The sequence below is a fragment of the Streptococcus oralis genome (assembly GCF_003943825.1).
Classification (GTDB): Bacteria; Bacillota; Bacilli; order Lactobacillales; family Streptococcaceae; genus Streptococcus; species Streptococcus oralis_CD.
The window spans coordinates 116,208-132,440 of sequence record NZ_RJNJ01000001.1; the positions used below are offsets into that span (position 1 = coordinate 116,208).

The 16,233-nt window shown below is 42.4% G+C and carries 17 protein-coding genes; 15 read left to right on the forward strand and 2 right to left on the reverse strand.

Annotated features, from left to right (window positions below):
* The first annotated feature begins 4 nt into the window (after positions 1-4).
* From lytR to D8863_RS00625, 4 genes are all read left to right on the forward strand, one after another.
* Positions 5-1,045, forward strand: coding sequence for a glycopolymer--peptidoglycan transferase LytR (lytR, locus tag D8863_RS00610; RefSeq protein WP_000592174.1), 1,041 nt, complete (start codon positions 5-7; stop codon positions 1,043-1,045).
* A 72-nt stretch (positions 1,046-1,117) separates the two neighbouring features.
* Complete coding sequence (locus D8863_RS00615) at positions 1,118-2,374, forward strand: competence/damage-inducible protein A (RefSeq protein ID WP_125440782.1); 1,257 nt, start codon at positions 1,118-1,120, stop codon at positions 2,372-2,374.
* Between the two features lie 54 nt (positions 2,375-2,428).
* The gene (recA, locus tag D8863_RS00620) at positions 2,429-3,580 is read left to right on the forward strand and encodes a recombinase RecA (protein WP_001085517.1); all 1,152 of its coding nucleotides are present in this window, start codon (positions 2,429-2,431) and stop codon (positions 3,578-3,580) included.
* 169 nt (positions 3,581-3,749) lie between these two features.
* Positions 3,750-3,944 (forward strand): PspC domain-containing protein, encoded by a 195-nt coding sequence (locus D8863_RS00625; RefSeq protein WP_049520829.1) that lies wholly within the window; start codon positions 3,750-3,752, stop codon positions 3,942-3,944.
* A 131-nt stretch (positions 3,945-4,075) separates the two neighbouring features.
* Here the strand turns inward: D8863_RS00625 and D8863_RS00630 are convergent, their stop codons facing one another.
* Positions 4,076-4,630, reverse strand: coding sequence for a GNAT family N-acetyltransferase (locus D8863_RS00630; RefSeq protein ID WP_084883447.1), 555 nt, complete (start codon positions 4,628-4,630; stop codon positions 4,076-4,078).
* 109 nt (positions 4,631-4,739) lie between these two features.
* Here D8863_RS00630 and D8863_RS00635 point away from each other — a divergent pair, with 109 nt between their 5' ends.
* Together D8863_RS00635 and D8863_RS00640 are read left to right on the forward strand one after the other, a co-directional pair.
* Positions 4,740-6,110, forward strand: a complete 1,371-nt coding sequence (locus D8863_RS00635; RefSeq protein ID WP_125413941.1) for an MATE family efflux transporter — start codon at positions 4,740-4,742, stop codon at positions 6,108-6,110.
* 96 nt (positions 6,111-6,206) lie between these two features.
* Positions 6,207-6,923: a YebC/PmpR family DNA-binding transcriptional regulator gene (locus D8863_RS00640; protein WP_000532894.1), complete on the forward strand. Its 717-nt coding sequence runs from the start codon at positions 6,207-6,209 to the stop codon at positions 6,921-6,923.
* Positions 6,924-6,972: 49 nt separating this feature from the next.
* Here D8863_RS00640 and D8863_RS00645 read toward each other — a convergent pair whose 3' ends face one another.
* Complete coding sequence (locus D8863_RS00645) at positions 6,973-7,656, reverse strand: CD20-like domain-containing protein (protein ID WP_125440783.1); 684 nt, start codon at positions 7,654-7,656, stop codon at positions 6,973-6,975.
* A 214-nt stretch (positions 7,657-7,870) separates the two neighbouring features.
* Here D8863_RS00645 and D8863_RS00650 point away from each other — a divergent pair, with 214 nt between their 5' ends.
* The 9 genes from D8863_RS00650 to D8863_RS00690 all read left to right on the forward strand — a co-directional run bounded on the left by D8863_RS00650 (position 7,871) and on the right by D8863_RS00690 (position 16,156).
* Positions 7,871-8,332 carry a MarR family winged helix-turn-helix transcriptional regulator gene (locus tag D8863_RS00650; protein WP_125440784.1) on the forward strand — a complete coding sequence of 154 codons (462 nt, stop codon included), beginning with the start codon at positions 7,871-7,873 and terminating at the stop codon, positions 8,330-8,332.
* Entirely contained in the window at positions 8,316-10,085 is a 1,770-nt protein-coding gene (locus D8863_RS00655; protein WP_125440785.1) for an ABC transporter ATP-binding protein, read from the forward strand. Before D8863_RS00650 ends, D8863_RS00655 begins: the two co-directional genes overlap by 17 nt.
* On the forward strand, positions 10,075-11,835 hold the full coding sequence (locus tag D8863_RS00660) for an ABC transporter ATP-binding protein (RefSeq protein ID WP_125440786.1): 1,761 nt from the start codon (positions 10,075-10,077) through the stop codon (positions 11,833-11,835). Before D8863_RS00655 ends, D8863_RS00660 begins: the two co-directional genes overlap by 11 nt.
* A gap of 96 nt (positions 11,836-11,931) precedes the next feature.
* A complete protein-coding gene (locus D8863_RS00665; RefSeq protein ID WP_125440787.1) occupies positions 11,932-12,435 on the forward strand; it encodes a phosphatase PAP2 family protein in 504 nt (167 codons plus the stop codon).
* Between the two features lie 113 nt (positions 12,436-12,548).
* Positions 12,549-12,995, forward strand: a complete 447-nt coding sequence (locus tag D8863_RS00670) for a LytTR family DNA-binding domain-containing protein (protein ID WP_000776591.1) — start codon at positions 12,549-12,551, stop codon at positions 12,993-12,995.
* 5 nt (positions 12,996-13,000) lie between these two features.
* The gene (locus D8863_RS00675) at positions 13,001-13,675 is read left to right on the forward strand and encodes a LiaF transmembrane domain-containing protein (RefSeq protein ID WP_000725743.1); all 675 of its coding nucleotides are present in this window, start codon (positions 13,001-13,003) and stop codon (positions 13,673-13,675) included.
* Between the two features lie 104 nt (positions 13,676-13,779).
* Entirely contained in the window at positions 13,780-13,968 is a 189-nt protein-coding gene (gene rpmB, locus D8863_RS00680) for a 50S ribosomal protein L28 (RefSeq protein WP_001140948.1), read from the forward strand.
* A gap of 152 nt (positions 13,969-14,120) precedes the next feature.
* Positions 14,121-14,486 (forward strand): Asp23/Gls24 family envelope stress response protein, encoded by a 366-nt coding sequence (locus D8863_RS00685; protein WP_042902923.1) that lies wholly within the window; start codon positions 14,121-14,123, stop codon positions 14,484-14,486.
* A gap of 2 nt (positions 14,487-14,488) precedes the next feature.
* On the forward strand, positions 14,489-16,156 hold the full coding sequence (locus tag D8863_RS00690) for a DAK2 domain-containing protein (RefSeq protein WP_125440788.1): 1,668 nt from the start codon (positions 14,489-14,491) through the stop codon (positions 16,154-16,156).
* The last annotated feature ends 77 nt before the right edge of the window (positions 16,157-16,233 follow it).

The following is a 16,233-nucleotide window of genomic DNA, read 5'->3' on the forward strand; positions in this document are numbered from 1 at the left end:
CGAGATGATTAAAAAATTAATTGGAATGGTGCTAGGTTTCCTAGCAGTAACAGTTTTAGGTGTAGCGGTTTATGGCTATACCATCTACCAACAGGGAACAGAAACCCTAAGTAAAAAGACTTACAAAAAAATCGGGGAAGAAACCAACGTTATCGAAGCGACGGAGCCTCTGACCATTCTCTTGATGGGGGTAGATACGGGAAATGTGGAACGTACAGACCCGTGGGCGGGAAATAGTGATTCCATGATTCTCCTGACGGTTAATCCCAAAACAAAGAAAACCACTATGATGAGTTTGGAACGGGATATTTTGACCAAGATTGAGACTGGAAACGGTCAAGTTCAGGAAGCCAAACTCAATGCGGCCTATGCTAATGGTGGTGCGGAACTTGCAATTTCTACTATTCAAAAGATGATGAATATCCACATTGACCGCTATGTGATGGTTAACATGCAGGGGCTTCAACAATTGGTGGATGCAGTTGGTGGGATCACCGTCAACAATACACTCGGTTTCCCAATTTCGATTGCTGACCAAGAAGAGTTCAATAAGATTTCCATCGGTGTTGGAGAACAAACTTTGAATGGGGAGGAAGCCTTGGTGTATTCACGGATGCGTTACCAAGACCCAGAGGGAGACTATGGTCGTCAAAAACGTCAACGTGAAGTCATTCAAAAAATCGTTGAGAAGGTTTTGAGCCTAAACAGTGTGAGTCATTATCAAGGTATCCTCAAAGCTTTGAGTGATAACATGCAGACCAATGTGGACTTGTCAGCTAAGAGCATTCCACAATTGCTTGGCTATCAAGATTCTTTCAAGAATATCGAAACGCATCAATTGCGTGGGGAAGATGCTGAGCTACAGGGAATTTCTTATCAGATTGTCACTTCAGAACATATGCTCGAAATGCAAAATCTCTTGCGTCGTTCACTAGGTAAAGAGCCAGTGACAGAATTGGAAACCAATGCGGTACTGTACGAAACAGCCTTTGGTCGGACAGCACCTTCAACCAGTACGAACGCTTCAAACGAAGAAGCAGAATAAGAAAAGAATCAAATCGTGGGAAATTTCCTGCGATTTTTTCAAAAAAATTCGAATAGATAAGTAGGAGGAAACATGAAAGCAGAAATTATTGCTGTTGGAACAGAAATTTTAACAGGGCAGATTGTCAATACCAATGCTCAGTTTTTATCAGAGAAACTAGCCGAAATCGGGGTAGATGTCTACTTCCAAACTGCTGTTGGAGATAATGAAGCTCGTCTTTTGTCCTTGCTGGAGATTGCGAGTCAACGTAGTAATCTTGTGATTTTGACAGGGGGCTTGGGACCAACTGAGGATGATTTGACCAAACAAACCCTGGCAAAATTTTTAGAAAAAAATCTAGTGTTTGACCCTCAAGCGCAAGAGAGACTGGATATTTTCTTTGCTCATAGACCTGACTATGCTCGGACACCGAATAATGAGCGCCAAGCTCAAATTGTAGAAGGGGCGACTCCACTGCCAAATGAGACAGGTTTAGCAGTAGGAGGAGTATTGGAAGTGGATGGTGTAACCTACGTGGTCCTTCCAGGACCACCTAGTGAATTGAAACCTATGGTATTAAATCAACTCTTGCCCATGCTGATGACAGGAACCAAACTGTACTCACGAGTGCTCCGTTTCTTTGGAATTGGGGAGAGTCAGTTGGTAACCATTTTGGCGGATTTGATTGACCATCAAACCGATCCGACTTTGGCGCCGTATGCCAAGACGGGAGAAGTGACCTTCCGTTTGTCTACAAAAGCAGTCAGTCAAGAAAAGGCTGATCAAGCACTGGACATCCTAGAAAATCAAATCTTGAGTCGCCAAACTTTCGAGGGAATTTCTTTACGAGACATCTGTTATGGATATGGAGAAGAAACCAGTCTCGCAAGTGTCGTTGTAGAAGAGCTAAAGAAGAGACAGAAAAGCATTACTGCGGCAGAAAGCTTGACGGCAGGTCTCTTTCAAGCGACATTAGCAGACTTTTCGGGCGTTTCAGCAATCTTTAATGGCGGTTTTGTCACTTACAGCCTAGAAGAAAAGTCTAAGATGCTGGATATTTCCGAGCAAGAGCTAAAAGAACACGGGGTTGTTTCTGACTTTACGGCTCGAAAAATGGCAGAGCAGGCACGGATCAAGACTAAGTCTGACTACGGAGTCAGTCTGACAGGTGTAGCTGGGCCAGATAGCCTAGAGGGGCATCCAGCTGGTACAGTTTTTATTGGACTGGCACATGCAAAAGGAACAGAGGTGATCAAGGCCAATATAGCAGGACGGAGTCGAGCAGATGTTCGACATATTGCGGTCATGCATGCCTTTAACCTAGTTCGCAAGGCTTTATTAAGTGACTAAATTTTGGTATAATGAAAGATAGGTCTAAGGACCAGTAGAATATAGGAGAACAAAATGGCGAAAAAACCAACAAAAAAATTAGATGAAATTGGGAAAAAATTTGGAGCTGACCGTGAAAAAGCATTGAACGATGCTCTTAAATTGATTGAGAAAGACTTTGGTAAAGGCTCCATCATGCGTTTGGGTGAGCGCGCGGAGCAAAAAGTTCAAGTGATGAGCTCAGGCTCATTGGCTCTTGACATTGCCCTTGGTTCAGGTGGTTATCCTAAAGGACGTATCATCGAAATCTATGGACCAGAATCATCTGGTAAGACAACGGTTGCCCTTCACGCTGTTGCGCAAGCACAGAAAGAAGGTGGTATTGCAGCCTTTATCGATGCGGAACATGCTCTTGACCCAGCCTATGCTGCAGCCCTTGGTGTGAACATTGACGAATTGCTCTTGTCACAACCAGACTCAGGTGAACAAGGTCTTGAAATTGCTGGAAAATTGATTGACTCAGGTGCAGTTGACCTTGTCGTTATCGACTCGGTTGCGGCCCTTGTACCTCGTGCGGAAATTGATGGGGATATTGGAGACAGCCACGTTGGTTTGCAAGCTCGTATGATGAGCCAGGCCATGCGTAAACTCGGAGCTTCGATCAATAAAACCAAAACAATTGCCATCTTTATCAACCAATTGCGTGAAAAAGTTGGGGTTATGTTTGGAAATCCAGAAACAACACCTGGTGGACGTGCTTTGAAATTCTACGCTTCAGTCCGTTTGGATGTTCGTGGAAGCACACAAATCAAGGGAACTGGTGACCAAAAAGATACCAATGTCGGTAAGGAAACCAAGATCAAGGTCGTGAAAAACAAGGTGGCTCCACCATTTAAGGAAGCCTTTGTTGAAATCATGTACGGAGAAGGAATCTCTAAGACTGGTGAGCTCTTGAAGATTGCAAGTGATCTCGATATCATCCAAAAAGCGGGAGCATGGTACTCTTACAAGGGTGAAAAAATCGGACAAGGATCTGAAAATGCTAAGAAATACTTGGCGGATCACCCAGAAATCTTTGATGCCATTGACCATCAAGTTCGTGTTCAATATGGCTTGATTGAAGATGAAGAAGGGACAACTCCTACCTCTGTCGCAGAAGATCTAGCACCTAACCAAGAAGTAACACTTGACCTAGGCGATGGACTTGAAATCGAAATTGAAGATTAAAGATAAAAGCGGAGAAGTCCTTCTCTGCTTTTTATGTTTAATTATTAAGTCTCCATAAGTTTCAAAAGCGTAATAAAAGAGTATTTAATCAAAAAAATTAAAAAAACTGTTGCAATTTTTTTAATTTGATGATAAAATTAAATCATTCTATAAAAAGGAGACTACTATAATGGAAAAACGCCTTGTTCGTAACGTACAAGACAAAAAGATTGCTGGTGTTTGTGCTGGTATCGCTGACTACTTTAACATGGACCACACACTTGTTCGTGCACTTTGGATCATCTTCACTCTACTTGGTGGTTCTGGAATCTTGGCTTATGCTGTTCTCTACTTCCTTCTTCCAGAAGGCAATGCAGAAGCTTAAGCCATAAAGAGAATAAAAGTTTATTCTGATCAGTTGAAAATAAAAAATGCATGTAATCTATGATTACATGCATTTTTATATGTAGCTTCTATCGAAAAAGAGAGGTTTTTCACTGGATGGATAAGTCTTGTTTAATGGTCACTAAAACGACGATACTCTATATGAAAGTCAAAATAATGTTCATTCTGTAGCTTTTGGAAGATGTCGCGATAGGCTTCTTCGTCAAAATAGTCGCCACGGTAGAGAATTTCAAAACTCAAACCTTCGTACTCTAGAAAAGCATTGGCTGTTTTGAAACCATTTTGGTGATAGAAATCCATGCGAGCCTTTCTCTGCTCCAAGTTATCGCATTCTTCATCCAATCGCTCGACTTCTAGTAACATGGTTCGCTGGTAAAAATCAGTCAGCTTTTCGATGATTTCTTTTCCATATCCGTGGCTTCTCAAGTGGGGCATGATGGCAAAAAAACTGATATAGAAGGCCTTTGGATTGGAGATGGCAAAAGCAAAGCCGACAAACTCTTCTTGGTTATAAAAGGCAAAAAAGTGAGCATCTTCTCGGTCTTGATAGCGTAAAAACTCTGACAGAGGAACTCGTTCTTCCTCAGGGAATGCTTCCTTGTTTAGCTTTTCAACCTTATCCAGATCAGGAAATACATCGGTAATTAATTGACTGGTCAAACTCATAAATGACCTCCTTTTCTTGATTATAGCAAATTGTCTCTCTGTAAGCAATTGATTGCAAACTTAGTGACAGAGCCTTGTCGCTCCTTTAGAAAGCTGATATAATAGCTTTATGAATAAGAAACGATCCGTGGACTTGATACATGGTCCTATTCTTCCTGCGCTGTTAAGCTTTGCCTTTCCAATCTTGCTGTCTAATATCTTTCAGCAACTCTATAATACAGCTGACGTCTTGATTGTTGGGCGTTTTCTTGGTCAAGATTCTTTGGCTGCAGTAGGGGCGACAACTGCCATTTTTGACTTGATTATAGGCTTTACGCTTGGTGTTGGAAATGGCATGGGGATCGTCATTGCCCGCTATTATGGGGCTCGTAATTTCACCAAAATCAAGGAAGCAGTAGCAGCAACTTGGATTTTAGGTGCTCTTTTGAGTATTGTGGTTATGCTGATGGGCTTTGTCGGTCTGTATCCACTCTTGCAATATTTAGATACCCCTGCAGAAATCCTCCCCCAATCCTATCAATATATTTCTATGATTGTGACTTGTGTAGGCGTCAGCTTCGCTTATAATCTCTTTGCAGGCTTGTTGCGGTCCATTGGAGACAGTCTAGCAGCTCTTGGATTTCTGATTTTTTCTGCCTTGGTTAATGTGGTGCTGGATTTGTATTTCATTACGCAATTGCATCTGGGAGTTCAATCCGCAGGGCTTGCTACCATCATTTCGCAAGGCTTGTCAGCGGTTCTTTGCTTTTTCTATATCCGTAAGAGTGTTCCAGAACTGCTCCCTCAACTCAAGCATTTTAAATGGAACAAGGCCTTGTACGCGGATCTTTTAGAGCAAGGTTTGGCTATGGGTCTGATGAGTTCGATTGTGTCCATTGGTAGTGTGATTTTACAGTCTTCAGTCAATACCCTTGGAGCTGTGATTATTAGCGCCCAGACGGCGGCGCGTCGCATTATGGCTTTTGCTCTCCTTCCGATGACGGCTATTTCTTCTGCTATGACGACCTTTGCCTCTCAAAATCTTGGGGCCAAGCGACCAGACCGCATAGTCCAAGGTCTTGGTATTGGGAGTCGCCTGAGCATGTCCTGGGCAGGTTTTATTTGTATCGCCCTCTTTTTTGCCAGTCCGAGCTTGGTTTCTTTCTTGGCCAGTTCGACAGATACCTACTTGGTAGAAAATGGTAGCCTCTACCTGCAAATCAGTTCAGTCTTTTATCCGATTTTGAGCCTTTTGCTGATTTATCGGAATTGCTTGCAGGGATTGGGGCAGAAAGTCCTTCCTCTAGTTTCCAGCTTTATAGAACTAATCGGGAAAATCGTTTTTGTAGTTTTGATTATCCCTTGGGCAGGGTATAGGGGAGTTATTCTCTGCGAACCCCTTATCTGGGTTGCCATGACTACCCAACTGTACTTTTCACTTTTCCGCCATCCCCTGATAAAAGAAGGCAAGGCAATCTTGGCAGCCAAAGGACAATCCTAGCTGGATTTGCTGAATAAAATCCATTTCCTCTAGTGAAAATCGAAAAAACTTGTGTTATAATAAGAAAGATTAAAATGTGAAAAAAGGAGATTCCTAATGGGACGTAAATGGGCCAATATCGTAGCCAAGAAAACGGCTAAAGATGGAGCTAACTCTAAAGTATATGCAAAATTTGGTGTAGAAATCTATGTAGCAGCTAAAAAAGGGGATCCAGACCCAGAATCAAACACTGCTTTGAAATTCGTTATCGACCGTGCTAAACAAGCCCAAGTGCCAAAACACGTTATCGATAAAGCGATTGATAAAGCAAAAGGAAACACAGACGAAACCTTTACAGAAGGACGTTACGAAGGTTTTGGACCAAATGGTTCTATGCTGATCGTTGATACCTTGACTTCAAACGTCAACCGTACCGCAGCTAATGTGCGTGCTGCCTTTGGTAAAAATGGCGGAAACATGGGTGCTTCAGGTTCGGTTTCATACCTCTTTGATAACAAGGGTGTGATCGTATTTGCAGGTGAGGATGCTGATGCAGTCTTTGAGCAATTGCTCGAAGCAGATGTGGATGTGGACGATGTAGAAGCAGAAGAAGGGACAATTACGGTTTACACAGCTCCAACAGACCTTCATAAGGCTATCGTTGCCCTTCGTGAGTCTGGCATCGAAGAATTCCAAGTGACTGAATTGGAAATGATTCCTCAGTCTGAAGTGGAATTGTCAGGCGAAGACCTTGAAACCTTTGAAAAACTGTACAGTGTTCTTGAGGACGACGAAGACGTACAAAAGATCTACACAAACGTAGATGGATTCTAATAGAAAAACGAACAGTTGTACTAGCTGTTCGTTTTTTTGATATTTGAACTTAGACTCTGGTTTCAGAATCGTTTTGTTGCTTGTTTTTTTCTAGACCTAGACCGACTGCATGTTTTTGGACAAGCAAGAGCTGTCCATTGTCCTGTTTTGCAAAAGTTAAGGTAACAGTTTTAATCTTGTCGCCAATGGAGATATAGGTGATTTTTCTCGTATCGTATCCCCCAATAGTGGAGTCAAACTCGGAGTCTGGTAGTCCGTGTTTTTTGATAATATCCTTGTAGTTGGTACCACCTTTTCCTTTGTTGTCAAGGTCACCTTCGATTAAGGCGTCGAACTGTTCTTGGGTCCAGGTGAAGGTATCGTCTTCTTCCTCCTCAGGGATGGAATAGGCGCTATCATCTGTCAAGTCGCTTTCTTCTTCGCGTTCCATTGAGGAACTTGCCTCTCTATAGGAACGGTTAAACTCCCTGACAAATTCTTTGTAGACATTAGCGTACAGTATCTGAGTCGTAAAGAAAAGTACAACAGAAGCAACTGCAAGAGATGTTCCGATAATGGCCATTGTTTTCCGTTTTTTGAGATTGGCAATAAGTCCGATAATACCTAAGATCAAAGCGACAATAGCGATGAAAAATGATAGATAGTTAATAAATGGGATCCAGGATCCTAAAAGTGCGATGGCTCCAAAAATAGTTGCTAAGATTCCTAAAACTCTTTGTTCTTCTGGTTTCATTTGAAAGCTCTCTCCTTCCCTTGTGTGAATGGATATCAATCCACAGTAGTTAGTGTTTATTATAGAGAAAATAGCTGCTAATGTCAATTCAGAGCAAAATAGTTCCCATGGGAACTATTTTCTTGACATCTCCTCCGAAAGTGATAAAATAGTTCTCACGGAAACTAAATTAGTTCTCCAGAGAACTATATAAAATCATGAGAAGGGAGCAATCATGGACAAATCGTTGTTGATTTTTAAACGTTTTGGGTATCAGATCCACCTGATGTTGCAGAAAGAAGCCAAACGTTGCGGTATTGAATTTATGGGGGGACCGCAAGGGCAGGTCCTGCAGTTTTTAGATCGTCGTGAGTATAATCAAGAATTAACGCTTATCAAGGATATTGAGACAGAACTCAATATCACCAAGTCAGTTGCTAGCAACTTGGTCAAGCGTATGGTACAAAATGGTCTGGTCGAGTTAGAGGCCAGTCCAAGTGATAAACGAGCAAAGCTTGTTCGTTTGACCGATAAATCACGATCTCAGATGCAAGAAGTTAAGGCGCTTTTTGATCGGATTGCCAGTAGCCTACTGGAAGGAATTTCAAAGGAAAAGCTAACCGTTTTTGAGGAAGTTCTCGGACAACTACAGGCTAATGTAGAAAGAATAGGAGGAGAGAATGAAGAAACTTGCTAAACGTATTACAGGAAAAGAGTGGGGGATGATCCTGCTCACTATTCTTTTCACTTGTTTCTCGGTCTATCTCGAGTTAGAAGTGCCGACCTATATTTCAGAAATAACAGAATTGATTGGAACACCGGGTACGGAGTTAGGACAACTATGGTCTCCTGCTGCCAAGATGATGGGCTTATCTCTCCTAGCCTTTCTGTCTTCTGTAACAGTTGGATTTTTTGCTTCTCGTGTTGCAGCGTCTTACACGACTCACTTGCGAAGAGATATTTTTAATCGTGTTCTAGATTTTTCGCAAACGGAAATCAAACGTTTTTCAATCCCCAGTCTTTTGACTCGAACGACCAATGATATTACGCAGGTTCAGATGCTCTTTACTATGGGCTTACAGGTAGTGACTCGTGGACCTATCATGGCCATCTGGGCCATTGGAAAAATCCTTGGGAAGTCGGAATACTGGCTCTGGGCGGTCGTTGTGGCTGTTATCGTCAATGTTCTAATGACAACTGTTCTCATGACTCTGGCTTTTCCAAAACAATCGGTCATCCAAAAATTGACAGATAAACTCAATAGTATCACTCGTGAAAGTTTGACGGGGATTCGAGTTGTTCGTGCATACAATGCGGAAGATTACCAAGATAAGAAATTTGAAGCAGCCAATGACGAGGTAACACGTCTTAATCTCTTTGTCAATCAATTGATGGCGATTATGAACCCGATCATGATGGCGATTTCGAGTGGATTAAGTTTAGCCATTTACTGGATTGGTGCCTATATCATCAACGACGCAAGTTTGACAGAACGACTACCACTCTTTAGTGACATGGTGGTCTTCATGTCCTATGCTATGCAGGTCGTAATGGGATTCCTTCTCATGGGAGCACTCTTTATCGTTCTTCCTCGTACCTTGGTTTCGGCAGGACGTATCAATCAAGTATTGGATCTGCATTCTTCTATTGAAAATCCTAGTCATGCACAGACAGCGGATCCTTCAGTTCAAGGACAAGTGGAATTCCGTGATGTGACTTTCCGCTACTCTAAAAACTCAGAAGCAGTCGTGGAACATGTCACTTTCAAAGCAGAAGCGGGTCAAACCGTAGCCTTCATCGGATCGACTGGATCAGGTAAGTCTACGCTTGTCAACCTCTTGCCACGTTTTTACGACGTTTCAGATGGACAAATCCTAGTGGACGGAGTTAATGTGCAAGATTACGATTTGGAAGATTTGCGCAATAAGGTCGGCTATATTCCACAAAAAGCTGTACTCTTTTCTGGAGATGTCAAGGGGAACTTGGCCTTTGGTAAGAGCAAAGAAACTCCTCTGAGCGAGGCTGCTATGTGGCAAGCTCTTGAATTGGCCCAGTCTAAAGCATTTATCGAGGACAAGGAAGCAGGTCTTGCATCAGAAGTAGCCCAAGGTGGAACCAACTTCTCAGGAGGTCAAAGACAGCGTTTGTCCATTGCGCGTGCCTTGGCTCGTAAACCAGAGATTCTCATCTTTGATGACTCTTTCTCAGCCTTGGACTACAAGACAGATCGTGTCCTTCGCCAAGAGCTAGCTGAGAAAACAAAATCCATGACCAAGCTCATCGTAGCGCAACGGATTTCTACCATTATGGACGCCGACCTAATCTTAGTTTTGGATCAAGGAAAAGTCGTGGGACAAGGCACCCACAAGGAACTTCTAGCTACCAACGAAGTCTACCAAGAAATTGCCTACTCACAACTATCGAAGGAGGAATTGGAACATGGAAAATAAAAAAGTTTCGGTCTGGAAACAGTGCAAATCTTATATGGCAGGCCTCCAACTCCCTCTCCTAATAGCAGTTGTGGCTGCAGTCATTTCAAGCATCATTACCGTTTATGGTCCAACTAAGATTAAAGAAATTACTAACTTGATTTCAGATGGCTTGGCTACAGAAATTGACTTGGTAGCTGTGTCAAACATTGCTGGATTTTTGGTTGTCCTATATGTGTTTGGAGCTATCCTTAATTATATACAGGCCTATATCTTTTCAACGAGTATCCAACATTTTTCAAAACGCTTGCGGACGGCTATCGCTGAAAAAATCAATCGTTTGCCACTTGGCTATTTTGACCGTCATTCACAAGGAGATACCCTTTCGCGCGTGACCAATGATGTGGATACAGCAGCGCAATCTCTCAACCAAAGTCTAGGGACAGTTCTTTCAGCTAGTTTCTTGTTGATTGCTGTCTTGGTGACCATGTTTGGGATGAACTGGATTTTAGCTCTCGTAACAGTGGTCTCTACGCTTGTTGGTTTTGCGGCGGTTTCCGTAATCATGGCCAAGTCACAGGGTTATTTTAGAGCTCAACAAAATAATCTAGCAGCCGTCAATGGTTATGTGGAAGAGATGTACTCTGGACACAATGTAGTGACCAGCTACAACGCAGTAGATACCTCCAAAGCGAGATTTGCAGGTTTAAACCAAGACTTGCATGATAGTATCTGGAAATCTCAGTTTATCTCTGGTATCATGATGCCAGCCATGTTCTTTGTTGGGAACTTTAGTTATGTCTTAGTCATCATCGTTGGAGCCGCGCTGGCGTTAGAAGGGCATATCACTATAGGGATTATTGTAGCCTTTATGGTTTACGTACGGACCTTCTCCCAACCTCTGTCACAGATTGCCCAAGGGATTACGAGCTTGCAACAAGCGAGTGCAGCCATGACACGTGTATTAGAATTTCTAGCTGAAGCAGAGATGCAAGATGAATCTCATAAGGAAAGACAATTGAGCAACATGAAAGGGGAAGTAGTCTTTGATCATGTGTCCTTTGGCTATACACCAGAGCGCACCATCATCCATGACTTTTCTGCGACAGCTCATGCAGGTCAAAAGGTCGCGATTGTTGGACCGACTGGGGCTGGTAAGACAACCATTGTCAATCTTTTGATGAAGTTCTATGAGATAGATAAGGGAAGTATCCGTATCGATGGCGTGGATACCAAGGACATGAAGCGTTCGGAAGTGCATGATGCCTTTTCAATGGTCTTGCAGGATACTTGGCTCTTTGAAGGAACGATTCGAGAGAACCTGATCTATAATCAGACAGACATCAGTGATGAACGAATGATGGAAGCCAGCAAGGCTGTGGGAATCCACCACTTTATCATGACTTTGCCAGACGGTTACGACACTATCTTGGACGATACAGTGACTTTGTCTGTCGGACAAAAACAACTCTTAACCATTGCTCGTGCTTTGCTGAAGGATGCACCACTCTTGATTTTGGATGAAGCGACATCTTCAGTTGACACACGTACAGAGGAGTTGATTCAAAAAGCCATGGACCGTTTGATGGAGGGTAGAACTTCCTTTGTCATCGCCCACCGCTTGTCAACGATTCGTAATGCCGACTTGATTCTTGTCATGAAAGATGGCAATATCATCGAACAAGGCAATCATGAGGAACTAATGGCACAAGGTGGTTTCTATGCAGACCTCTACAATAGTCAATTTACAGAAGACGAAGCAGAAGAATAAATCAAAAGAAGGCTTGACGGCCTTCTTTTTCTGCACTATACTAGAAGACAAGTGCCTCACCTAGAGGCAAAAATAAAGTGATAATGAGAAGCATAAATGAAAAATTATCAAGAATGGTATCGAAATATCAGCTCCAGACTAACTAGTCGTCCAATTCTTTTATTCCTATTACGAAGTTTCAATCGTTTGATGACAGTCGCCATGCCCCTGGTCTATTTGACCTTGCTAGTCACTACTTACCTGCAACTAGGACTTGGTCAGCAAGTTGGGGTTTATGTGCTTATTCCTGCATCAGGCTTTGTGATTTTGTCTCTTTTTCGTAAGAAAATCAACCACCCGCGGCCTTATGAAACTTGGGATATCTGTCCCCTTCTTGATAAGGATAGTTCGGGACGGTCGATGCCCAGTCGCCATGTTTTTTCGGCAACCATCATCTCCATGGCCAGTCTGCATGCTAGTCTACCTGTTGGCTTAGCATGCTTGCTCTTCTCAGCTTTGCTGGGCTTGGTGAGGGTTTTAGGGGGTGTTCATTATCCCAAGGATGTCTTGGTTGGCTATGCTTGTGGTATGGTGTGGGGATTCTTTTTCTTCCTATTCTGACATGTAAGTTAAGCTAGTCCTACAACCACTTACTGCTTCAAATTGACCACTTGCTTTTTTGCCCTTGTATTCCTAACTTAGCTTTGATATAGTAGAGTCAGAAAGGAGATGTGATGAAGTTACGAATTGAGATTGACGGCAATTTAGAGGAAACTGAAATTGTCATCAAGACACCCACTTTGACAGATGAAATTGCAGATTTGCAACGACTCTTGCAAGAGTCAAAGGCTCCGAGGTTGACTTTTTACAAGGGGACAGGTGAATATTATCTAGACCTGTCAGAAATTCTCTTCTTTGAAACAGAAGGGAGCAAGATTTATGCTCATAACCAGAAGGAAGCCTATGAAGTTCGTCTCAAACTTTATGAGTTGGAGTCCATCTTACCTCGCTATTTTAGTCGAGTGTCCAAGTCAACGATCGCAAACATCCGTCAGATTTACTCAGTGGACAAGTCCTTTTCAGGAACGGGCACCATTTCCTTTTATCAGACGCACAAGGAGGTTCATGTCTCACGGCATTACCAATCCCTCCTAAAAGAAAATCTAAGAAACATGAGGTAAAAAACATGAAAAAGAAAGCATTTGGTATTGTTTTATTGGTTTTAGCAGCCTGGATCTTGCTGCAAGGGAATTTTGGCATTCCTTCTTTGGATGGTAAGATATGGCCTTTACTAGGTATTGTTTTTTTTGCTTATAAGTCCATTGAGTCCATCCTTAGACGCCATCTCACTTCGGCAGTTTTTACAGGGTTACTAGCGCTCATCATTGCAAATTACGCTTATGACTTGTTACCAGTTACCAATCATTCTCTCATCTGGGCTAGCATCTTGGTGGTACTCGGTGTTGGTTATCTTACTCACTCAAGTAAGTTCTGGAATGAAAAAAAATGGTGGTACGATGGGAAAAAAACAGTCGTCACGGATAAGGAAGTCGCTTTTGGTAGCGGGACCTTCTATAAGCAAGATCAAGATCTCGTAGATGACCAAGTGGAAGTCGCTTTTGGGGATGCTAAAATCTACTATGATAATGCAGAGATGTTAGGTGATTTTGCAACTTTAAATATTGAAGTGGCCTTCGGGAATGCAACTGTCTATGTTCCACAACACTGGCGTGTCGATTTGAAGGTAGAAACCTCCTTTGGTGCAGCTAAAGCAGATGCTCCTGTGGCGCCAACAAACAAAACCTTGATTATCCGCGGGGAAGTCGCTTTTGGTAAACTTGGAGTTGTTTACGTTAAATAAAAAAATAGTTTAGGCCCTTGATAAATTCAAGAAAGTGTGATAACATAGTACGGTATGTGGTGCTAGCACATCCGCTATATTAGATCTAATAGGAGGAAAACACAATGGCTAAAGTATGTTACTTTACAGGTCGTAAGACTGTATCAGGAAACAACCGTTCACACGCGATGAACCAAACAAAACGTGCCGTAAAACCAAACCTTCAAAAAGTTACTGTTCTTATCGATGGTAAACCTAAAAAAGTTTGGGCTTCAGCTCGTGCTTTGAAATCAGGTAAAGTTGAACGCGTTTAATAAAAATGAAAAGACCGCTTAGGTCTTTTTCTTTTGCTCTAAGGATAAAACCATTTGAAAAATAGAGTAAATATCCGCAGATACAGCATTCTGCTTTTACACTTGGGCTGAAATATGATAAAATAGAGTATCAACTAGTTGAGGTAAAAAAAATGACTGTAAAAATTAATACAAAAGATGGTCAAATCGAACTGACAGATGAAGTGATTGCAACCGTTGTAGGTGGTGCCGCAACTGAGATTTTTGGTGTGGTCGGTATGGCTAGTAAAAATGCCCTCAAAGACAATTTCCAAGCCCTTCTTGGTAAGGAAAATTATTCTAAGGGTGTTGTTATAAAAGCAGACGAAGATGGTAGCATTGCAGTTGATGTTTATACCGTATTAAGCTACGGAGTAAAGATAAGCGAAGTGTCAAAAAACATTCAAGAGCGTGTTCGTTTTAGTTTAGAAAATCAACTAGGAATTACTGCTCAGACTGTGAATGTCTACATTCAAAATATCAAAGTTGTAGGAGAATAATCGTGTCAAAAATTACTACCAGTTTATTCCAAGAGATGGTGCAGGCTGCATCAACTCGTTTGAATAAGCAAGCAGAATATGTCAATTCATTGAACGTCTTTCCAGTTCCAGATGGAGATACTGGGACAAACATGGGAATGACCATTGAAAATGGTGCCAAAGAAGTAGCAGACAAGCCTGCTTCTACAGTTGGAGAAGTAGCGAGCATTCTTGCCAAAGGGCTCTTGATGGGTGCGCGTGGGAACTCAGGGGTTATCACTTCTCAGCTCTTCCGTGGCTTCTCTCAGGCTATCAAGGGAAAAGATGAATTAACAGGTCAAGACTTGGCTCTTGCCTTCCAATCCGGTGTCGAAGTAGCTTATAAAGCGGTTATGAAACCAGTTGAAGGAACTATTTTGACTGTTTCTCGTGGAGCGGCTATTGGGGCTAAGAAAAAAGCCGAGGAGACAGATGATGCTGTTGAGGTCATGCGTGCAGCCTTGGAAGGCGCGAAAGCAGCTTTGGCTAAGACACCAGAAATGCTTCCAGTCCTTAAGGAAGTTGGTGTGGTAGACTCAGGTGGTCAAGGTTTGGTCTTCATCTACGAAGGATTCCTTTCAGCTCTTACTGGTGAATACAGTGCTTCTGAAGACTTTGTAGCGACTCCTGCCAACATGAGTGAAATGATCAATGCAGAGCACCACAAGTCTGTAGCAGGGCATGTGGCAACTGAGGATATTACCTTCGGTTACTGTACAGAGATCATGGTAGCCCTCAAACAAGGTCCAACTTATTCTAAGGACTTTGACTATGATGAATTCCGTAACTACTTGAATAACTTAGGCGACTCTCTACTTGTTGTCAATGATGATGAAATCGTCAAAGTTCACGTCCATACAGAAGATCCAGGTCTTGTCATGCAAGAAGGTCTCAAATATGGTAGCTTGATCAAGGTAAAAGTGGACAACATGCGTAACCAACACGAGGCGCAAGTTGAAAAAGAAGCAACTCAAGGAAACAAGCCTGCTGAAACAAAAGAGTATGCTCTTATCGCAGTAGTAGCTGGTCAAGGTTTAGCAGATATCTTCCGTGCCCAAGGTGTGGATTATGTCATTGAAGGTGGTCAGACAATGAACCCTTCAACAGAAGACTTTATCAAGGCTGTTGAACAGGTCAATGCTCGCAACATCATCTTCTTGCCAAACAACAAAAATATCTTTATGGCAGCTCAGTCTGCGGCTGAAGTGCTTGAACAACCTGCTGTTGTGGTAGAAGCGCGTACAATTCCTCAAGGGTTGACCAGCCTTCTTGCCTTTGACCCAAGCAAATCAATCGAAGAAAATAAAGAACGCATGACTGCAGCCCTTGGTGATGTTATCAGCGGTAGTGTAACAACAGCCGTTCGTGATACAACTATCGATGGATTAGCAATTCATGAAAATGACAATCTTGGTATGGTAGATGGGAAAATCCTCGTGTCAAACCCTGACATGCACCAAACCTTGACTGAAACATTGAAACATATGTTGGACGAAGACAGTGAAATCGTGACTTTCTATGTCGGTGAAGACGGAAGCGAAGAACTTGCCAATGAAATTGCCCAAGAAATCGCAGAAGAATTTGAAGATGTTGAAGTAGAGATTCACCAAGGTCAACAACCCGTATATCCATATCTTTTCAGTGTGGAATAATCGTGAAAATCAAATGAAAACGACAGAAGGAAGCTGGTTTTACAGCTTCCTTTTTCTATGCAAATGGAGTTATAAAG